The 20,470-nt window shown below is 59.6% G+C and carries 19 protein-coding genes and 1 tRNA gene; 7 read left to right on the top strand and 13 right to left on the bottom strand.

The genetic code is table 11. The annotated features are described in order from the left end of the window. Positions 1-6: 6 nt before the first annotated feature. The 5 genes from CCANI_RS00095 to CCANI_RS00115 are packed head-to-tail and all read right to left on the bottom strand — an operon-like array spanning position 7 to position 5,666. Entirely contained in the window at positions 7-1,443 is a 1,437-nt protein-coding gene (locus tag CCANI_RS00095) for a penicillin-binding transpeptidase domain-containing protein (RefSeq protein ID WP_146324972.1), read from the bottom strand. Continuing rightward, positions 1,443-2,747 carry an FtsW/RodA/SpoVE family cell cycle protein gene (locus tag CCANI_RS00100; protein WP_146324970.1) on the bottom strand — a complete coding sequence of 435 codons (1,305 nt, stop codon included), beginning with the start codon at positions 2,745-2,747 and terminating at the stop codon, positions 1,443-1,445. Before CCANI_RS00100 ends, CCANI_RS00095 begins: the two co-directional genes overlap by 1 nt. Further along, a complete protein-coding gene (locus tag CCANI_RS00105) occupies positions 2,744-4,096 on the bottom strand; it encodes a PP2C family protein-serine/threonine phosphatase (RefSeq protein WP_146324968.1) in 1,353 nt (450 codons plus the stop codon). The genes CCANI_RS00100 and CCANI_RS00105 overlap by 4 nt, the downstream gene beginning before the upstream one ends. Further along, on the bottom strand, positions 4,097-4,564 hold the full coding sequence (locus CCANI_RS00110; protein WP_146324966.1) for an FHA domain-containing protein FhaB/FipA: 468 nt from the start codon (positions 4,562-4,564) through the stop codon (positions 4,097-4,099). 25 nt (positions 4,565-4,589) lie between these two features. Beyond that, on the bottom strand, positions 4,590-5,666 hold the full coding sequence (locus tag CCANI_RS00115) for an FHA domain-containing protein (RefSeq protein WP_246118262.1): 1,077 nt from the start codon (positions 5,664-5,666) through the stop codon (positions 4,590-4,592). Between the two features lie 208 nt (positions 5,667-5,874). Here CCANI_RS00115 and CCANI_RS00120 point away from each other — a divergent pair. From CCANI_RS00120 to CCANI_RS00130, 3 genes are all read left to right on the top strand, one after another. Continuing rightward, a tRNA-Leu gene (locus tag CCANI_RS00120) sits at positions 5,875-5,957 on the top strand. Positions 5,958-6,240: 283 nt separating this feature from the next. Beyond that, positions 6,241-6,540, top strand: coding sequence for a threonine dehydratase (locus CCANI_RS00125; RefSeq protein WP_146324964.1), 300 nt, complete (start codon positions 6,241-6,243; stop codon positions 6,538-6,540). A gap of 461 nt (positions 6,541-7,001) precedes the next feature. Further along, positions 7,002-8,357 carry an HNH endonuclease signature motif containing protein gene (locus CCANI_RS00130; protein WP_290211464.1) on the top strand — a complete coding sequence of 452 codons (1,356 nt, stop codon included), beginning with the start codon at positions 7,002-7,004 and terminating at the stop codon, positions 8,355-8,357. Between the two features lie 14 nt (positions 8,358-8,371). Here the strand turns inward: CCANI_RS00130 and thrC are convergent, their stop codons facing one another. From thrC to CCANI_RS00150, 4 genes are read right to left on the bottom strand one after another with little or no spacing between them, the layout of a single operon-like run. Further along, a complete protein-coding gene (gene thrC, locus CCANI_RS00135; protein WP_146325521.1) occupies positions 8,372-9,799 on the bottom strand; it encodes a threonine synthase in 1,428 nt (475 codons plus the stop codon). A 30-nt stretch (positions 9,800-9,829) separates the two neighbouring features. Further along, a complete protein-coding gene (locus CCANI_RS00140) occupies positions 9,830-10,483 on the bottom strand; it encodes an anti-sigma factor (RefSeq protein ID WP_146325522.1) in 654 nt (217 codons plus the stop codon). Then, positions 10,480-11,073: a sigma-70 family RNA polymerase sigma factor gene (locus CCANI_RS00145; RefSeq protein ID WP_290211467.1), complete on the bottom strand. Its 594-nt coding sequence runs from the start codon at positions 11,071-11,073 to the stop codon at positions 10,480-10,482. The genes CCANI_RS00140 and CCANI_RS00145 overlap by 4 nt, the downstream gene beginning before the upstream one ends. A gap of 35 nt (positions 11,074-11,108) precedes the next feature. Further along, positions 11,109-11,438, bottom strand: coding sequence for a hypothetical protein (locus CCANI_RS00150; protein ID WP_186750389.1), 330 nt, complete (start codon positions 11,436-11,438; stop codon positions 11,109-11,111). A 292-nt stretch (positions 11,439-11,730) separates the two neighbouring features. On the opposite strand from CCANI_RS00150, the gene CCANI_RS00155 reads away from it, so the two are divergent. Next, positions 11,731-13,389: a redoxin domain-containing protein gene (locus tag CCANI_RS00155; protein ID WP_146325524.1), complete on the top strand. Its 1,659-nt coding sequence runs from the start codon at positions 11,731-11,733 to the stop codon at positions 13,387-13,389. 10 nt (positions 13,390-13,399) lie between these two features. Then, positions 13,400-13,903 carry a mycothiol transferase gene (locus CCANI_RS00160; protein ID WP_146325525.1) on the top strand — a complete coding sequence of 168 codons (504 nt, stop codon included), beginning with the start codon at positions 13,400-13,402 and terminating at the stop codon, positions 13,901-13,903. 12 nt (positions 13,904-13,915) lie between these two features. On the opposite strand, the gene CCANI_RS00165 is transcribed toward CCANI_RS00160, so the two are convergent. Together CCANI_RS00165 and CCANI_RS00170 are read right to left on the bottom strand one after the other, a co-directional pair. Beyond that, positions 13,916-15,136: a cryptochrome/photolyase family protein gene (locus CCANI_RS00165; RefSeq protein ID WP_146325526.1), complete on the bottom strand. Its 1,221-nt coding sequence runs from the start codon at positions 15,134-15,136 to the stop codon at positions 13,916-13,918. After that, positions 15,133-16,617, bottom strand: coding sequence for a succinic semialdehyde dehydrogenase (locus CCANI_RS00170; protein WP_146325527.1), 1,485 nt, complete (start codon positions 16,615-16,617; stop codon positions 15,133-15,135). The genes CCANI_RS00165 and CCANI_RS00170 overlap by 4 nt, the downstream gene beginning before the upstream one ends. 58 nt (positions 16,618-16,675) lie before the next feature. On the opposite strand from CCANI_RS00170, the gene CCANI_RS00175 reads away from it, so the two are divergent. Both CCANI_RS00175 and CCANI_RS00180 read left to right on the top strand, forming a co-directional pair. Then, positions 16,676-17,422 (top strand): SDR family oxidoreductase, encoded by a 747-nt coding sequence (locus CCANI_RS00175; RefSeq protein WP_146325528.1) that lies wholly within the window; start codon positions 16,676-16,678, stop codon positions 17,420-17,422. Next, entirely contained in the window at positions 17,419-17,871 is a 453-nt protein-coding gene (locus CCANI_RS00180) for an HD domain-containing protein (RefSeq protein WP_146325529.1), read from the top strand. Before CCANI_RS00175 ends, CCANI_RS00180 begins: the two co-directional genes overlap by 4 nt. On the opposite strand, the gene CCANI_RS00185 is transcribed toward CCANI_RS00180, so the two are convergent. Further along, the gene (locus CCANI_RS00185; protein WP_146325530.1) at positions 17,845-19,278 is read right to left on the bottom strand and encodes an ATP-binding cassette domain-containing protein; all 1,434 of its coding nucleotides are present in this window, start codon (positions 19,276-19,278) and stop codon (positions 17,845-17,847) included. The genes CCANI_RS00180 and CCANI_RS00185 overlap by 27 nt on opposite strands. Beyond that, positions 19,275-20,450 (bottom strand): ABC transporter permease, encoded by a 1,176-nt coding sequence (locus CCANI_RS00190; RefSeq protein ID WP_146325531.1) that lies wholly within the window; start codon positions 20,448-20,450, stop codon positions 19,275-19,277. Before CCANI_RS00190 ends, CCANI_RS00185 begins: the two co-directional genes overlap by 4 nt. Positions 20,451-20,470 lie beyond the last annotated feature (20 nt).

Here is a 20,470-nt window from a genome sequence, read left to right on the forward strand (position 1 = left end):
TTTCACCTATTGCCTTTGCGCTGCATTAAGAACGGCATGGCCGATCGGTGCAGCAACCGAGCCGCCAGTGGCAGCCTGACCACGGTCGCCACCATTCTTTACGACGACCGCGACGGCAACGTCAGCATCTGGGTTAAACGCAATGTACCACGCATGGGGATTAGAGTTACGTGAATCCTCGCCGTGTTCAGCGGTACCCGTCTTGGACGCCAAATGGTTCGTCCCGCCCGGCATGGCACGCTCCGAAGAGCGCATCATCTCCGTCAGCTGCGCGGCAATCTCCGGGGTAATCGCCTGGTTCAGCTCCTTCGACTTGGTCGTGCGCAACTCACTCAGGTCGGACCTCAGGATACGCTTCACCACATACGGCTGCATACGCTTGCCGCCATTGGCCACCGTGGCAGCCACGACCGCGTTTTGCAGCACCGACATGCTGATGTCACGCTGACCGATCGAGGATTGGCCGCGCGCCGCGTCGTCGGAAAGATCGCCGATGCGTCCCTTTTCCATGGGCAGGCCGAAATCGTAGCTTTCCTCAAGACCGAACGCCTGCGCCGTAGACGTCAAAGCCTCCGCCCCAATATCGATGCCCATTTCCACGAACGCCGTATTGCAGGATTTAGCAAAGGCGTCGATCAACGTCGTGGTGCCGCCCGAGCCGCACGATTGGCCGCCGTAGTTTTCCAGCGTGGTGTTCGTGTTCGGCAAAGTGATTTCGGACGCCGCGGTCACCTGGCTATCCGGCGTGTACTTGCCCTGCAGCGCGGCCGCCGTCGTGATCACCTTAAAGGTCGAGCCTGGCGGCAAGGTCTCCTGGGTAGCGTGGTTCAAAAGCGGCGATTCAGGATCCTGCGTCAGCTGCGCCCACGTGTTTTCCGCCGTAGCGGGATCCACGATTGGTGCCGGGTCGTAGCTCGGAGTGGCGGCCATGGTCAGGATTTCACCGGTGCTTGGACGCAGCGCCACCACGGCGCCAAGGTAGTTACGGCTTGCCAGCTCGTTGTAAGCCACATCCTGCATATTGGGGTCGATGGTCAGCTCCACGCTCGCGCCGCTGGCCTCCTTGCCCGTAATGGCGTCCCACCACCGCGTGGAAAGCAGCGAAGGGTCGGTCCCATTCAAGATGTCGTTATAGCTTTTCTCGATGCCGGAGGCACCGTACACATCGGAGATATACCCTTCCACCGGGCCATATGCGATCGGATTGGTCACATATTCGCGGTGGTAGAAGCCCTCATCATCCTTATTGGAACGGGCTAGCACCATGCCGCCCGCCGAAATCTGGCCGCGGGGCGTGGACTTTAATTCCAGGAATTGCCGGCGGTTATAGGAGTTGTGGGCATATTTTTCGTCGTTGAAGATTTGGACCCACGTGAGATTAGCCAGCAAGATCACGATAAGGACCAGAGAGAATACTGCGGCATTACGAATCGACTTATTCATTACTTCGCCTCCGCTTCGCGGCGTGAAGCATCAGAAATCCGCAGAATAATGGCCATAAGAATATAGTTAGCCATCAAGGATGAACCACCCTGGGACATAAATGGCGTGGTGAGGCCAGTCATGGGCATCAACGCTGAAATACCCGCCGTGATAATGAAAATCTGGATGGCAACCGTCAATGCGAGACCGGAAGCTAGCAGCTTGCCAAAGGTATCTTGAACCTGCATCGCCGTGTGCATACCGCGCGAAATAAACACAGCGAAGAGTATCAAGACTGCGCTAATACCGATCAAGCCGAGCTCCTCGCCGATTGCCGCGAGGATGTAGTCGGAGAATACGACGGGGATGATATACGGATAACCCTGGCCCAATCCGGTGCCGTCAATGCCGCCCCAGGACATGCCGAAAAGCGCCTGGGAAAGCTGAAAACCCTTGCCTACGGGGTCGGCCAAGGGATCCCAATAGTTTGCCACACGGGCCTGAATCTTGCCGGATATCTGATAGACGGTGAAACCGCCGATGCTGACCAGGACCATGCCGATGATGAGCCACGAGACGCGGCCGCTGGCGAGATACAGCATGCCAAGTACCGTGCCAAACAGCAGTAGCGCGGGGCCAAAGTCGTTTTCACCAGCCATAATCATGAGTGCAACGGCCCAAACGCCAAGGATCGGGGCGAGATCGCGCAGGCGCGGGAAGTCCAATCCAAGGATCTGGTAACCGGCCGTTTGGAAAAGCGAGCGCTTTGTGGCCAAGAGCTGCGCAAACAATAACAGCAGCATAATTTTGGAGAACTCACCGGGCTGCAGGGATAGCGGGCCGATGGTAATCCAAATATCAGCGTCGGCTTCGGTATCAACCGGCCACACCATAGGCAATGCTAAGAGAATCAGGCCGATCAATCCGAGCACGTATGCGTACCGCGACAGCGCGTTATAGTCCTTTAAAAAGACGAGAACGAGCACCATTAAGGCCACGCCCACAAAGGTCCACATCACCTGGCGTGGAGCCAGTGCCGTGGAAAGCCCAGCGTCGAGACGGTAGACCATGACGAGCCCAAGGCCGTTTAGAATCGCGGCCACCGGCAGCATGATTTGGTCAGCGTAGGGGGCTTTCCAACACAACACAACATGCGCGGTAAGGAATACGGTGACAAAACCACCGATAAGCACCAGCATGTTTCCGGTGACGTTGCTATTGAGGGAAACCTCAAGATTAACAACAGCGACCCCCACGATCAGAGACGCGAGGATCAAAAGGCCTAGTTCTAAGCGGCGCATCCGCAGGCGCTCGAATACAATCATGACGCCTCCCGACAATTCACTCCAGGTTTATTGGCTTCCGCAGGTTCATTGGGTTTGGTAGTGCACAACGGTAGAGCATCTTCCGAAAGGCGCAACATTTGGCTAAGCACCGAATTATAAGAGCCCGCAGGAAGTGTAGCAATATCCCTGCGAGATTCCGGAAGATCGGTCAGCTTAAAAGGCCGGCAGCTAGAGTCCGAAGTATCACCCACATCCTTCAGCGACAACGCGCCACTGTCATTAATGCAAGTCGTCTGAAAATTACTATGCAAGGAGTACCCAAACACCTCTCGGCTTAAGCCCCGCTCAATCACCAACTCACCATCGCTTTCGGCCACATAATAGGTGTTTCTGACGTGGTTAAAGCCGAACCAGCCAACCACGACCAATCCGACAACAACTGCGAGGGAGACCAAAATGGCTAGCTTGCGTCCTTTCCTCGGCTCTTCGGGGATCGGTTCTTCAATAGGTTGTGGTTCTTCTATCGCTGGAGCGACCGCAACTGCTACATTCGACGCCGGTCGCATCACCGCCGCGCGGCCAGCCGCCGTATCCGGGCGCGGGGACTCTGGCTCATTGGAATTCAGGGCACCAGCCGTAACGGGCACCGTAGGTATGTGCGAACCGCCGGAATCATCGCCGGGCACGATATCCGCAACCACCACGGTCACGTTGTCTGGGCCGCCAGAGCGCAGGGCAAGGTTTACAAGGCGTTTCGCGGCGTCGGCAGGCGAACCTTGCTGCAGCGTTTCCTCAATAGTGGCGTGCGTGACAGGGTCGGAAAGGCCGTCGGAGCATAACAGCAGACGGTCCCCGTTCTGGGCGTCTAGATTCCTAATGGTCGGCTCAACCGGATGCCCGGTGTATGCCTTAAGAATCAGCGAACGCTGCGGGTGCGTAGACACGTCCTCTGGGTCGAGCTTGCCCTCCGCCACCAGCGATTGCACAAACGTATCGTCGGTGGTGATCTGTTCCAGCACGCCGTGGCGCAACCTATAACCCCGAGAATCGCCGACGTGGCACAAGCCAAAGTTATAGCCGTCGAACATCAGCGCGGTGAGGGTGGTGCCCATGCCTTCCGTTTCGGGCGATTGACGCACCCGCTCTGCGATGGCGCGGTTGCCTTCGTACGCGGCGTCGGCAAGCAAGTTCAGCATGTTGTTTTGGCCGGGATGGCAGTCCAGCCTCTTCACATTCTGGATCATGAGCTGGGACGCGATTTCACCGGCGGCGTGCCCGCCCATGCCGTCCGCCAAGGCTAACAGATGAGGCCCGGCATATGCTGAATCTTCGTTATTGCCGCGAACTAATCCTCTATCCGAGGCGACTGCGTAATTAAGTTTCAGCATTTAGGGTTCGAGCCTTACTGTGGTGCGACCAATGACGATATCGACCCCCGTATCGACACGTTCCGGCCGGTCAATGCGGTACCCATTGATGTAGGTACCGTTGCGGGAATCAAGATCTTCAACGAACCAGTCCGAGCCGCGACGGAACATGCGTACGTGTTGGGCGGAGGCGTAGTCGTCATTAATGGGGAACGAGCAATCCTGGCTGCGGCCAAGGGTGATCTCATCTACGTTGTCGATTTCAACATAGGTGCCCTGCAAGGGGCCTTCGACAACCATGAGAATGCGGGCCGGCGCAGATTTGCTGCCACTCCCAGAACGAGGGGGTGCCGCGCCGATGCCGGGGATACCCCCACCGGCCGACGCGACCTTGGCGTCTGCGCGTAAGGCACGCAGCGCCATAAAAATGAAGAACCACAGTAAGACCAACAGGCCAATGCGGAAGGCAAACAACACGAAGGTATCCATGTGGGTCTCCTAGGTTTAAGTCGAATTAGCCGCTGATACGAACTTCGATGTAGGAATGGCCAACAGCAATTACGTCGCCATCAGCCAACAACCAGTTTTCTACCGGCATACTGTTTACCGTAGTGCCATTGGTCGACTGTAAATCAACCAGCACAGCATCACGGCCATCCCACGTCACCTCCGCATGCTGGCGGGAAACGCCAGTATCCGGGAGCCGCAAATCAGCGTCCACACCCCGCCCGATGATATTCGAACCTTCCTGAACTTGGTAGGAACGATTAGAACCATCTTGGAGTACTAACAGCACCGTCGGGAAATTCTGCAGGTGCGGCGCCGGCACGATCTCCGTAGCTGGCTCCTCCTGGATATGTTGCTGGCCAGGCGATTGCCGCAGCGGGGGGAGCCCCGGCGGTGGAGATTGCGGCATCGGAGGCTGATGCATCGGCTGATAACCATCGGAACGAGCCGAAGGTTCAGGCTGATACGAATCCGAGGAGTAGGAGCCGCCCTGGAAAGGCGACGAAGGCTCCGGCGGGAATTGCTGAGAATCCGCACTCGGCTGTGGCATAGGGGGCTGATGCATCGGCTGCTGGGCAGGCTGCAAAAAGGTTTCCGGGTTCGGTTGGTACCCATTGCCCCCAGCTGCGCCACCATAAGAATGAGGTTGCTGTTGCGGCGGTGGTTCGACATCGTTACCGGCATAACCACTTGCGGTTCCGGGGTTGGGATTCGAGGTTGACCGTGCCTTGAGCTGGCCGGTCCGTATGCTGCCATCCAGCGTGACAAATACTACAACCGGCCCCGCCAGCGACCAACCCTTATTCCGAGCAAAACGTCCCATACGATCCGCGAAATCAGCAGGCAACGAAGGGTGCTGTGAGGAGAGGTTGACGAAATCCTTAGTACTTACTGAAACCTCGAAGAAGTTTGGAGCCAGGATACCGTTACCGTTGGGTCGGGAGAGATTATCTTCTATTTCTTGCTTGAGAAGTTCTTCCAGCTCAGCAGGGACAACCTTGCCTCCAAACACGAAAGCGAAACCGTTGTCCAAGCCACGCTGAAGGGCACTGTCCAGCTTGGCAATTCGGCCCATTACGGACACGTTCAGGCCACCTTTCTTCAGAATCGGTCAGTAGTTGAATGACAAGGTCAATGCGACCAGTATATGTGTTTTAGGCAAGAGGATTGAAGAGGTGATTAAGCAGGGGTTTTTGGGGGGAGCTCAGGAAAACGCTATGTGGCCTGCGGATTTGACGTTAGATTACACGACCGTGCTATCGTATTGAAGTCCACAGCGACAGAAACCACTCGGGCGAGTGGCGGAATGGCAGACGCGCTGGCTTCAGGTGCCAGTGTCCTTCGGGACGTGGGGGTTCAAGTCCCCCTTCGCCCACGGAAAATAGGCCGTGACCTTCAACGAGGTCGCGGCCTTTCTCGTGCGGCGGGTGGGGGTGGGCGCGGCGTCGAAAAGCAACTTAGGGGTGGTGCCGCGTGGGGGAGTCTGTGTGGAATGTAGCGCACAAGCTAAATTGAGTTTCATTTTCAATAACGCGGCGGAAAAATGCAGGTGGCGTGATTGATTTTAGGCAACGTTTTCAACTAGGCTGTGCATCCGGAGCTTCATCGTGCTCCGCATCAAGCCAAACAAGGCAACCTTTGAAAGGAATACCCTCATCATGGCGCACAAGATTCATGAGAACCACGATCACGAGCACGGCGAGGGCTGCGGGCACGTCGCAGTACCGCACGGCGACCACGTCGACTACGTCCACGACGGCCACCTGCACCACAAGCACGAAGACCACTGGGATGAATGCGTAGGCGAGGGGCACCACGTTCACGAGGGGCACGACCACGAGCACGGTGAAGGCTGCGGGCACGTCGCAGTACCGCACGGCGACCACGTCGACTACGTCCACGACGGCCACCTCCACCACAAGCACGAAGACCACTGGGACGAATGCACGGGCGCGTAATCTAGCGCTGTTTGAAGCTGGGACCCTTCGGCCGTTATATCATGATGGGTCGGGGGGTTTCGCGTTTCTTAAGGGCGGGTGTGCGGGGGTGGTTGGTACCCCTTGTGTTGTGAATGTTGAAGTGTGTGTAAGGTCACAGGTTTTTGGTTTCGGGGTGTTGGGGGTCTTGGTGAAGGTTTGTATCATTTTTGCTGTGTTTGTGCTGTGGTGGGCTTGAGAGGGGTCGGTTTCGGGCTGTGGGGTGTGGTGGTCCCTGTTGGTGGCGTGGGGTGTGGTTGGGTTGTTCGCAATGGGTGTGGGTGTTGTTTTGCCTGCGTGTGCGGGGTGTGTGGGGGTGGTGTTTCCGGTTGCGGGCGTCGGGTTTGTGCAGGTGGCAGGCCTTGTAGTGGTTGTGCTGTGAGTGTAGCGTGGGTGATAGTTAGGGAATGAATTGTCGGGGTGGGAAGGGACACCGAGGGACGATGAGTGGCAGTGCTGGTACGGCGGGGCGGCGTGCGTTTTTTGCGTTGCAACGGGTGGATAATGTTGCGGGTCGGGCGACGATCGCTACGAATAAGGTGTATTTGCGGGTGTTGATGGGCATTGTGGGGGAGGTGGATTTCCCGAATGTGGAGCTGTCGAAGTTTGCGGCGAAAATTTCGACGGATCTTGGTTGGTTCGGGGCGCGGAAAACGGAATTGGTGTTGGGGTTTGCGTATCGGTTGCGGACCCAGTTGCCGTTGTTGCGTCGGTTGGCGTTGACCACTGGCTGTGTGGGTTTGGAGTGGGCGTGTGCGATTGAGCGTGGGTTGCAGGATGTGCCGACGACGGTGTCGTTGCAGGTGTTGGATAAGCTGGATCGCTTTTTGGTGAAAATGTTTACCCCAACCCGGGAGAATCAGACGCTCCCGCCGCCGCGGCGGGTGCAACGCCGCATCGAGGAATGCTTAATCCGCGCGGCGGTGATCAACGGCGCGGCGAAACCGGCTCTGCCACCGCCGGAAATCATGGTTTATCCCAGCCCCACGGTGCCCGGCCGGATCGTGTTCAACGCCGAGCTGGACGAGCTGGTAGCCGTGGAAGTCGAAGCGGCCATTGAGACCCATGCCCGCGCCAGGAAACTCACCAAAACGGAGGCGCTGGTGGAGCTTGTGTGTGGGGATGAAACCACCCGTGCGAAACATCGGAAAGTGGTGATTTTCGGGGTGGGGTCCTTCCAGCCGAATGTGCCGCTGCATATCGATCGGTTGCGCGTGACCGCCACCTTGACCGATGAGCAACGCCAGATCATTGCGGCGATGCAGCCGGAGTACCGCAACGCCCTGGAGGTGGCCCAAGAATGCCATGCGGAGCATGACCCCACCCCGGAGCAACGCAGCCTGGTGTACCTGCGCGATGGGCATTGCATGTTCCCGGATTGCGCCATCAACGCCGATCATTGTGACGTGGATCATGTGATTAATTATGAGGCGGGCGGTTGGACCACCGGCAGCAACCTGCAATCCTTGTGCCGCCACCACCACAACATGAAAACCGACCGCAGAGTCGCCGCCACTGGCAGCATCGACGGCACCATTACCTGGACCGACCCGGAAACCGATGAAATCATCGGGGTGGTCACCCCCGACGGGCCCCTCGCCGGGATCCAAGGCGGGATCGAAGGCATCACCACCCGCCACTCCGGCAAAACCCCCGCCGACGACAACACCGACCCACCCGAACACGACGGCCGCGGCAACTGGGGCTACACCTGGAGCCACAAAAACACCCGCACCCGCAAACACCGCGACCAACAACGCCCCACCCCACCACCGGACAACGAACCACCACCATTCTGAACCGAACAAGCGGCTTAGACGTTGCTGTGGATGAACTCCTTCACCACATCAACGTCATTGGGCAGTGCTTTCACGCGGCGCGGTGCGTTCATGATGTCTTGAAAGCGCTCTGGCAAGGCGGGTTCGCTGCCTGTTGCCTCGATGATGGTTTCGGAGAACTTCACGGGCAGTGCGGTTTCGAGGCAAATGATCGGAGTCTCGACCTTGTCCCGCAACTCACGGGCCACGTGGATGCCGTCCGCGGTATGCGGATCAACGAGAACACCGAGCCGTTTGTAGCAATCGCGGATGGTTTCAACACGATCGGCATGGGTGGAGCGTCCGGAAAGGAAACCGTGAGTTGTCGCGGCGGCGGGGAAGGCGGGGTCGTCGACAAGCGAGAAACCTCCAGCCTTAACTCTTTCGCCGAACAGTTCGGACGTGCGGGTGGCATCGCGACCCAGCAAATCAAAGATAAAACGTTCGAAATTGGAGGCGCGAGAGATGTCCATGGACGGGCTGGAGGTTTCGAGCGTTTCGGCGGAACTGCGGACGCGGTAGGCGCCGGTGCGGAAAAACTCGTCGAGCACGTCGTTTTCGTTGGTGGCCACGATAAGGCGGTCGATCGGAACGCCCATGGACTTGGCGATGTGGCCTGCGCAAATGTCGCCAAAATTGCCGGTAGGGACGGCGAAGCTCACGCGCTGATCAGGGTGCGTGGTCGTGCGAATCCAGCAGGAAATGTAGTACACAACCTGCGCTACGAGGCGGGCCCAGTTGATGGAGTTTACGGCGCCAATAGAGTGCGAGCGTTTGAACTCAAGGTCGGCGGAAACGGCCTTGACCACATCTTGGCAGTCATCGAAAACGCCGTCGAGCGCGATATTGTGGATATTCTCATCCTGCAAACCGAACATCTGTGCCTGCTGGAAGGGGGTCATGCGGCCGGCGGGCGTCAGCATGAAAACGGAAATGCCGGGGCGGCCGCGCATGGCGTATTCGGCGGCGGACCCTGTGTCGCCCGAGGTAGCGCCGAGGATGTTCAGCGATTCCCCGCGGCGGGCAAGTTCGTATTCGAACAGTTCGCCGAGTAGCTGCATGGCCATGTCTTTAAAGGCGGCGGTCGGCCCCATGGACAAATGGCCGATGTACATGCCCGGCTCGAGTTCGGTCACGGGCACGATCTGCTCGTGGGAAAACTTCGGGTACGTGTACGCCCGCGCGCAAATCGCCTCGAGGTCGGCGGCGGGGATGTCCGTAATAAAAAGCTTGAGCACCTCGGCGGCGAGCGCTGCGTAACCGTCCGTATCCAGAAGCTTCCGCCAGGAGGCCAGGGTTTCCTTGTCTACCTGCGGGTATTCCACGGGCAGGTAGAGGCCACCATCGGGGGCCAGCCCGCCGAGCAGGATATCGGAAAAGCTGGCCGGGGTTTGGGAAGAATCGCGCGTTGAAATGTAGTCCACGGCATAAACATTACTGAATAACGCGCGAAACTATGTCAGTGTCACCGTGGCAAGCACGTCGCCCGAAGGGCTTGCGCTGCCACCAGCGGGTTCCTCGGTGACCATCACCTTCATGGTGCCAGGGGGGATAAGCATCCAGCCTTCAGGGTTTGGAATTTCATCGATCATTCCGGCGAATTCCATGTCACCGTTATCCATGACCGCCCAAACTTGTGCCTCCATGCCGTCGTCGAGGGTAGGCGACCCGGCGACCATGAGGCAGCCTTTGCCCATATCGTCGGAAACCGCGACCTTGAGGTCCGCGCCCATCACTTCCGCGGAACCGTGCCGCACATCGCTGGCGGACATGATTTTGTTCATGTGGTCCGTGCCATTTGCGGTGGTCGGGGCCGCGACCTGCGTGGTTGTTTCCTGCGGTTGTTGGGTGGTGACGTTTGAGGTGGCGAACCAGAGCCCAACGCCGGCGAGGGCGACAACGCTTGCTGCCGCCGCGAACATTCTTACGAATGGACGTTTGTTTTGCGGGAGGGCCGTGACCTGCGGTTCATCGTCGATTTGGGCGAGAATACTGTCGCGAAGTTGTGGCGGCGGCGCGATAGGTGCTGGGGCACGCATCAGCGTGTCTTCCACCAGCGACAAGTCAGGCTCTGCCGCAAGCGCATCATCGAATGCATTGTCGTTCACCGTGCTGCCCCTTTCTTATCGACGACCGCGCGAAGTTTCCGCAATCCGTCACGCACCCGAGTTTTGGCCGTACCAAGCGGAATATCCAGAGTGTCGGCCAGTTCTTGATGTGTTAAGCCGTGAAAATACGCCAACATGACGGCCGTGCGATGCGGCTCGCCTATGGAATCCACCACGTGACGCAGCTGTTCGGCCTCAAGCGAAGCTACCGCCTCATCCTCGACTGACCCTGCCCAAGATGCATGCTGCAACCGAAATTCCTTGTGATCTCGGTCCAGGGTTGCCTGGTAGGAGCGGAGGCGGTCGATCGCTCGAAGCCGAGCCAAGCGCAGTACCCAAGTTTGGGCGCTGCCTTTGGCGGAATTGAACTCAGCGGCGCGCCGCCAAACCTCAATAAAAACTTCCTGCATGACTTCCTCGGCTTGCGCTCGCTGTTGAACGATCTGTACACACAGACCGAGTACACGAGGGGCAAGCGCGTCATACAGTGCGGCAAACGATGCTTTATCGCCGCGCGCTGCATTGGTCAACAGCTGGTCGCAATTGACTAACCGCGTGGATTCCATATCCACCGAGACTAATGCATGCATAAACGTTTTGAGGATTCGGCGCGGTGGGCGCGCGCTTAGTTGTTCCCCATTTTCTCGTCGGTTTTCTCCATGGAGTCCATCGAGTCGGTCTTTTCCATGGAGTCCATCTTGTCAGTGGGCTCCATCTTATCGGTGGATTCCATCTTGTCTTCGGTCTTCTCCATCGAATCCATCTTGTCCGTGGATTCCATCTTGTCGGTGGACTCCATCTTGTCCGTGGACTCCATCTTGTCCATCTTTTCGGAGGTGGTCGTGGAGGTGGTTTCGCTGGAAGTCGTGCCCGTTGTTTCGCCACAGGCGGTGAGGCCGAAGCCGGCTAGGGCGATCATCCCAGCGATAACGGTGGCGCGAGTCTTGGTGTACATGATGCTCCTTTGCAACATTGAAGCCGGTATGGGTTCTGTGTCCGAAAATGGTTCGTTGTTTGGCTTCATTTACACATACGGAGCGGTGTTCGTTTTCGGATTGCAATCCGGATTGGGAGGTGGCTCCGTAGGTACTAACAGATGCCCCCGCAGAGCATTCTCGGGAACCTGGGCACTGAGCTTTCGTTCGTTACTAGGGTCCTTTGTTGTCGAGTTCACGTGTGGTTAGTGTCCCGCGGTGCTGGGCGGGGGCGTCGTCGATAGTAAAAACTATGTAGCAAAGGATTGCGTTGTGTTTGAGCTCGCAGTGATCGGTCTAATAGGGGGCATAGTCACTGGTGTTTCGCCGTGCATTCTTCCCGTGTTGCCGGTGGTATTAGCGGTGACGACGAGTGAGGGGCGTCGTCCATTTCCCGTGGTCGCCGGCATCGCGGTGAGTTTCTCGCTGATTACCCTGCTGGGCACCTTGGCGCTCAAGGCGCTGGGATTGCCCGATTCCACGTTGCGGTGGGTGGGAATCATCATGCTTGTGCTGGTCGGCGTGGGGATGTTGGTGCCTAAACTTGGGCACTTGATCGAAGCTCCGTTCCAACGTTTGCCAAGGCTTACAGTGCTGCAAACCAAGGCACGGGGCAAAGGCGGATTCCTCGTCGGTCTCGCGCTTGGTGCCGTATATGTGCCGTGCGCCGGGCCGGTACTGGCGGCGGTGACTGTTGCGGGTGCCACGGGCGATATCGGCTGGAACACGGTGGTGCTTACTGTTGCGTTCGCTATCGGGGCGTCGGCACCCATGCTGGTATTCGCGAAAATTGGCGATCGCATTGGTGCCGGACACAATACCTCCGTGCATCGCGTCGCCGGCATTGTGGTGCTGGTGCTCGCAGTCGCGCTCGTTTTCGATGCCCCCGCAGCCGTGCAGCGCGCGCTCCCGGACTGGACGGCTGGCGTGCAGAAACAACTTGGGGAAAACGAACACATTCAAGATGTGCTTACCGGGGCGCGAGGCGCGTCGGAAGGGACGTTGGACCATTGCCGCGGCACCGATCCCGCCGAGCTGAGCGATTGCGGCCCCGCACCTGAGTTCGAAGGCTTGGAGGGGTGGTTTAACACCGATGCGCCGGTCAAGGTCAACGAGGGCAAAGTCACCCTGGTGGATTTCTGGGCCTATGCCTGCATCAACTGCCAGCGCGCGAACGAACACGTAACCAAGTTGTATGACGCGTACAAGGATGCCGGCTTGCAGGTGGTTGGTATCCACGCCCCCGAATACGGTTTTGAACGCGAAGCCGAAAACGTGCGGGCGGCGGCGGAAGCCCAGGGCATCCATTACCCAGTTGCCCAAGACAATGACTTTGTCACTTGGAAGGAATACAACAACCGGTACTGGCCCGCGCACTACCTCGTGGATGCGGAAGGCAAGGTGCGTCAGATCCATGAGGGTGAAGGCGCCTACGCCGAGACGGAAACCCTAGTGCGACAATTGCTGAAGCAGGCCGATCCGAACGTAAAACTACCGGCGGTGGTGGAGGAAGGCACGGTGGATGCCGTGACCAAAGACCGTAACCCGGAGACGTATTTGGGTACGCAGCGCGCCCGCTTTTACGAAAACCACGGTTATACCAACGGTACGCACGAGTTTTCGGACCCCGCCGGCGAGCTAGGACGGTTCGCGTACAGCATTTCCGGGACGTGGAACCTTGCAGAAGATGCCATCGAACCGAAGAAAGACGGCGCGAAACTTAAGCTGAACTACCGGGCATCGCTGGTACAGGTGGTGGCATCTGGCACCGGGAAGCTTACGGTGACGCGTGCGGACGGCTCCAAGGAAACCTTCGAGGTTCCGAAGACCCCGGGCACCGTGGACATTGTCAAGGTTTCCACCCCGCAGGAAGGCGTGCTGACCATCGATGCTGAGCCCGGAATCCGGATGTATTCCTTAACGTTCGGCTAAAACGGAAAGCATGAAGGTTCGAGATCTTTACCGTGACTTTGCCCTGAGGCCAGTGGAGGCGGCGGGATACCTGCCCGCCCTGACACACCAGCAATTGAACACCAGCCTGATGGGCCATCCGAACACGATCGCGTGGTTGTTGTGGCATGCCGGGCGGGAGGTAGACATGCAGCTTGCGGAGCTCACCGGCGCCGAGGAGGTGTGGCGCGCGGAGGGGTTCCGCGAGCGCTTTGATCTCGGCCCGATCGGCGACACGATGGGCTATGGGCATACACCTGCGGAGGCCGCGCTCATTGTGGTCAATTCCCAACAATTGCTCGTTGAATACCTTACCGCCGCCCTTAATGCCTGCGTCGCCTACGCCGACCAGCTGGAGGAAGGCGAGTGGGACGAGATCGTGGACCGTTCCTGGGAGGTTCCGGTCACCCGAGGCGTCCGCTTGGTTTCCCTCGTTGATGATGCCGCCCAGCACGTTGGCCAGGCCGCATACGTGGCGGGTGCGCTCACCGCATAGCCGGCCGCCACATCATCGCAATTCCTGATATCGCGCCAAGGCTTCGCGTCGTGCCTCCGCATGGTCGACGATAGGCAATGGGTACCTCTCCGGCAGGTTGCGCATTGCGTGGATATCCGCCGCCGGCGTGGCAGCCAGCTCGGGAACCCAGCGTTTAATGTAGTTCGCTTGTGGGTCAAAGCGTTTCCCTTGCGTCTGGGGGTTAAAGATGCGGAAATACGGGGAGGCATCTGTGCCGGTGCCAGCGCACCATTGCCAGGAATGTTGGTTGGTGGCTTCGTCGAAATCCACAAGCATTTCGCGGAAGTATTCGGCTCCGAGCTGCCATGGCAAGTGGAGATCTTTGGTGAAAAAGCTCGCCACCAGCATGCGCACTCGATTGTGCATCCACCCCGTAGCCAGCAATTGGCGCATGCCCGCATCGATGATTGGGTAGCCGGTAGTGCCGTCCTTCCAGCATTCGAAATCTTCGGTGGCTTCGTCCCAGCGGAAGCGCGCGAATTTCGGGTTAACATTTTCGGTCGCGGTTTCGGGGCGGTGGTACAGGAAGTCGGCATAGAATTCGCGGAACGCCAGCTCCCGTGCAAACGCCTGCCGGTCCGCCACCGGCGCGTCGCTCTCGCTCAATGTTTCTAAGAGCCCACGTGGATGCAGCGCGCCAACGCTCAAATGGTGCGAGATCCGCGAGGTTCCATCAAGGTCCGGGCGGTCCCGCTGCTCGGCGTATCCAGGCAGCCGGTATTCCAAGAATTCCAGCCAATCCGCCCACGCTTGCCCACCGGCACAGGCCAGGTTTGGGGCCTCCCAGCCGCATTCTGACCAGGCACGATAGTACGGAGTAAACACCTTGTAGTGCCCGCCCGTGCCGGTGTGTAACACGCCTGGCGGCACCGCGTAATTGCAATCCAAGGATTCCATGATGCCCCCGCCAAGGGCTTTTGAAACCTGTTTATCGCGCCGCAATCCGGCAGGCGTGTAATCCGCAGTGACGATCACACGTTCGGGTTTTGCGTTGATAATGTCCGCTACCGTTCCGCGTTCCAGCTCCAACCCGCGCTCACGCAATTCGTTGCTCAGTTCGAAAAGTGCGGCGGTCACGGCGTCGTTTTGAAAGCTTGAGCGAGGCGGATCGGCGGCGTAGATCACGCGCACGTCTGGCAGTTCCAGCGCCGCGTCCAACCCTGGGTGATCGAACGCGCGCAGGTCCCGCCGCAGCCACAAAATGGCGCTCAAAGAACCCACTTTCCTAGCCGCAGCGCGGTGGTCATCAATGCGGCGTACTTGTCCCGCGCCAAGCCCTTTGGCCCCGCGATGGGCACCAGACGTTGTTCCGAAATCGTGCGCGATTCCGTGTATTTAAGCAAGCCTCCGTCCGCGTGTCGACGCCCCGCCCCCGACGCTTTCCAACCACCCATCGGGGCATCCACGCTGCCGAACGTAGCCGCGAATCCTTCGTTGATATTCACTGATCCGGCATGCAAATGTAGGGCAATATTCCAACCCGTGTACGGTGCCGCCAGCACCGCGGCATTGAGGCCGTACTCGGTATCGTTTGCCTTTCGGACCGCCTCTTCAAGCGATGCAACAGTTTCCATATACACCACCGGCCCGAACACCTCTTCGCGGTATAACTGAGCGTCTTCGGGCACGTCGGTAAGGATCGTGGGGGAGAGATATGATTCGCCCAGCTCCGGGAGGCGGGTGCCGCCGGTGAGGAGGCGGGCGCCGCGGTTCAGGGCGTCGTCAATCATGGCGATGGCGCTGTCGACCTGGGCGGGGGAGATCATGGAGCCGACGTCTTCGGTCCAGCCGCCGCCGCCGATGCGCAATGCCTGCGTGGCTGCGACAAAGCGTTCGGTAAAGCTCTCCGCAATGGCTTCGTGAACGTAAATTCGTTCGATGGAAACGCAGAGTTGTCCGGTGTTTGAAAAGCACGCTCGCACGGCATCGGCGGCGGCGCGGTTGAGGTCCGCATCCGGCGCGACGATCATCGGGTTTTTGCCGCCCAGCTCCGCGGAGAAATCGATCAAACGTTCACCCGCAATGGCGGCGAGCTGCCGGCCCGTCGCCGTGGAACCGGTAAACATCAGGTAATCGGCCTGCTGCGCGATCTCGGTCCCGACCACCGCGCCGGACCCCGTGACCACCTGAAATAGTTCCAGCGGCAACCCGGCCTCGACCAGCAGGTGCACGCCCAATAGTGCGGTAAACGGCGTTTGCGAATCCGGCTTGAGCACCACCGCATTGCCCGCCAATAACGCCGGGATCGCGTCCGAAATCGAAAGCGTGAGCGGGTAATTCCATGGGGAAATAATGCCCACCACCCCTTTGGGGCTGTGGTCCACCAGGGTGCGCGTGAGCACGGGCAGGGCGCCCTTGGCGCGGCGCGGTCTGAGCAATCGTTGCGCCCGCCGCGCGTAATGACGCGCCGTGATCGCAACATCCAGCACCTCATCGAAAGCGCTGGCACGATTTTTTCCGGTTTCGGCCTGAATCACATCCAGCAATTCGTCTTGGTGTTCTAGTACCAAGTCGTGGAAGCGCAACATAATCTTGGAGCGTTCTTTAAGGGGCGTTGTCACCCACGCTGCCTGCGCGTTTCGGGCGGCTGTAAAGGCGCGCTGGGTGTCGGCGGCGGTGCTTGCGGGCACTTCGCCATAGGTTTCGCCTGTGCGGGGATCGGTGACAATGATGGGGGCCACGGTGCTGGTCATGCCTTACCAGAATACCGGGATCCCGCGAGCGCGTGCTAGGGCAACCTACACTGGGACCATGCGATCAGTCTTTATTTCCGGAGCGGGCGCAGGCATCGGTCGAGCCGTGGCAGAAAAGTTTTTGGCTGCGGGATGGATGGTCGGCGCCTACGACATTAACCCCGTGGATTACCACCACAAGAATTTAGTAAAGGGCCACCTCGACGTGACGGACGCCGCCTCTTGGGACGCCGCGCTCGCCGATTTCGTGCGGCATACCGGCGGCACTATCGACGTCGTGGATAACAACGCCGGCGTGCTCGTCGACGGCCCCCTTGAAACCCTCACCCCTGACCAGGTTCAGGCGCAGATCAATGTGAATTGCAGCGGCGTGACTCTGGGCGCGCGGGCCGCCAAGCGCTACCTGCATCGCGGTTCCACGCTTGTGAACATGAGTTCGGCTTCCGCCATTTATGGGCAGCCGGGAATCGCCGTGTATTCCGCCACGAAGTTCTATGTGGCGGGCCTTACCGAGGCGCTGAACCTCGAGTGGTCGCGCGATAAGATCCGCGTGGTCGCCGTGTGGCCGCTGTGGGCGAAGACGGAGCTGGCGGATGTGAAGGCGCCGTCGGCACGCAGGCTCGGCGTGCGCATTACTCCCGAACAGGTTGCCGACGTCGTGTGGGAAGCCGTGCATCCCGCGAACCGGTGGCGCCGGGGGCATATCCACTACGGCGTATCGCGGCTCGATAAGCTGCTCTATCGATCGCGCAAGCTTTCGCCCAGCCGGGTGGCGCGGTTGCTCACCCGGGTGGTCGCGGGATGAACACCTGGCTCGCCACCGCAGAACGGGTCGCCCGCGCCGCCCACGCAGACCAGGTGGATAAAGCGCAAGAGCCGTATATTCACCATCCCGAGCGGGTGGCGCGCATCACCGCAGGCATCACGCCTTCCGAGGAGGCCCGCGCCGCCGCTTGGCTGCACGACGTGCTTGAGGATACCGTTGTGACCAGCGCGGATCTGCGCGATGTTGGCATTCCAGAAACCGTTATCGAGGTGGTGGAGCTGCTTACCCGGGGCGAGACCGAAGACATCGATTCCTATATCAAGCGGCTCCGCGGGCACCCGCTCGCCCGGGCGGTCAAGGTTGCGGATTTGGTGGATAATTCCTCGCCAGTGCGTCTCGACGCCCTGCCCGCGGCCGACCACGAACGCCTCCGCGCGAAGTACCACCGCATGTGGGCCTTGTTACTGGATACGGCGCCCGCCTTCTAGTTCGATCAATCGATCACACTGCAGGGCTTCCTGCTGGTAGTGGGTGGTGATAAGCACGCCCACCCCGCGCGCGGCGGCATGCCGAAGGGTTTTCCACAACATGGCGCGGGAAAGCGCATCCATGCCGGAGGTCGGCTCGTCCAGAATTAGCAATTGCGGTTCGTGGCTGAGGGCGCATTCCACCGCGAGATTGCGTTGCGTGCCAAGGGGCATGTTGTGCACGGGGAGCCGCGTGCCGTTGTATTGCGAAATCGCTTTCGGGGCGCGGAAGGTGGCGGTGGTGAAGTCCAGATTCTCCTGCGCCGAGAGCGTGGGGTAAAGGCCAAGGCTCTGCGGGACATAGCCCAACCGGGCCCGCGTGTGCAGGCTGGGTGGCTGCCCAAAGAGCGTCACGGAGCCGCCACTGCAGCGATCCAGCCCCAGGATAAGGCGGATCAAGGTGCTCTTGCCCGCGCCATTGCTGCCGATCAGCCCTACGATTTCCCCGCTGCGCACCTCGATGGACACTCGGTGCAGCGCGGTGAAATTGCCGAAGCGCTTGCTGGCTTCCGCCACTTGGATCAGCTGCTCACCCGCCGGAAAGCCCGCGTGCTTTGCCACCCTGGTGTGTGCCTCGGGGGTATTGCGCAACAGCATGGCCACGGTGGTGAGGTCAAGATCGAATTCCGCGGGTTGCATGCCAGCGGGTGCGGGCGCATGTTCCTCGGGGGACCAGCGGTACATGGTGGTGCCGCGCCGCCACACCCGGTTGGTGTCCATGCTCAGGACGGTGTCCACATCGATGGGTTGCTGCCACAACGTTCCTGGGGCGGCGGCGCAGATTTCGGCGGGGGTACCGGCGGCCAGCAATTCGCCCTTATCCAGCAGAAACACCTGATCCGATTCAGCGGCCTCATCCAGATAGGTGGTGGCCACGATCACGGTGCTGCCTTCTCGCGCCGCCCGTTTGATCAACCGCCACATGATCTCGCGGCTGTGCGGATCCACACCGGTGGTGGGTTCGTCCAGAAGCAGGAGCTTCGGTTGCGGCAACATCGCCATGCAGACCCCGAGCTTTTGGCGCATGCCGCCCGATAGTCGCCCGCCGATCACCCGCTGCGCGTCGAGGAGGTCTGCGGCGCGTAACAATTCCTCGATGCGCTGGTGCGCGGCGTCGATACGCAAATGGTAGGTGTCGGCTACGAACTGCAGGTTCTCGCGCACAGCAAGGTTCTGCCACACCCCGGAACTACTCGGCTGGTAGCAAACCTCGCGGGCGGAAAGCCCGGAATGCCCCGCAAGGTAACGCAACAAGCTGGTCTTGCCCGCGCCGTCGCCGCCGATCAACGCGGACACCGTGCCGGGGGCGAAGGAGCCGGAAAAATCGCGCAGGCCATGGCGGAGCGTAAAGTGCCGCAGGGTGATCATCGCGTGGCACCCCCATTGCGCAAAATGGCGCGCATCCGTAACGTGGCGGCGCCGAAAATAACCACCGCCATCAGGCTTAAAACACCCACGGAGCTGGCGATCTGGTCCAGCGAGGTGGCGCGCAGCATAATGCCCTGCGCGGCGTTGTTAAACCAGGTCAGGGGCAGGATATAGCTGATCCAGCGGACGCCCACCGCCATCGCGTCGAGGGGAAAAATCAGGCCGCTCAGCAGGGTTTGGGGGAGCACCGTCATAATGGCCAATTGGATGGCCTGGCCGGTGGTTTGGGAGATGGAGGAAATCAGGATCCCCAGGCCGAGGACCACGAACAGGAAGAGGACTGCGACGACGGCGAACCGCCAAATGCTGCCTTCGAATGGGACCTCGAATAGCTTGGTGGCCACGAAGGTGATCAGGACGATATCGAACAGCGCCATAAAGAAATACGGCAAAATCTTGCCCAAAATGATGGCGAACGGCCGCAACGGCATCACGGCGAGCTGTTCTAGGGTGCCGGCTTCGCGTTCCCGGACGAGGCCGATGCTGGTGATGATCACGCCGATAAAGGTGAGGATCAGGCCGATCAGGCCGGGGACTAGGACCCAGGAGGTTTTGAGCTCGGGGTTAAACATCACCGTGGATACCTGATCGAGATCGAGGCTTTCGATGGTGCTCGGAAGCTGGGGGCGTTGGCCGCCGGGGGTGGGTGGAGTTTCCGCGAGTGCGTCGCGGGCCTCGGTGAGCTTGGCGCGGCCGTCTTCAATGATGGCGCGGATCCACGCCTGTTGCGCGGATTGCGCCGAAAACAGCAGCGAACCGTCGATGTATATGTGATTGTGGGCGCTCAGCGCCTCATGCTCGGAATCTGGGGTTTCGGCGTAGATCACCGCGTTATAGGTGCGGTCTTGGAGCAGCCCGTGGATGTCCTCCTTGGTTACTGCGGTATCCACCTTGGTGATATTGAATCGCTCCTGGGCGGACTCGTTGTTGTCCAGGATCGTTTTGGTGTGCTGCGCGCCTGGGCCTGCGACAAGTACGTCGGTTTTGTCCACCGAGAAGTTCGCCGCGTAGGTAAACACGATGAGCAGCAAGAGCGGGATGATAATGAGCAACCCTAAGGTGCGCCGATCCCGCGCGAGCTCCCGGATTTCCTTGATGATCATTGCTTTCATGGTTGGGTCCTAGAGTTTCG

Source organism: Corynebacterium canis (assembly GCF_030408595.1).
GTDB lineage: Bacteria > Actinomycetota > Actinomycetes > Mycobacteriales > Mycobacteriaceae > Corynebacterium > Corynebacterium canis.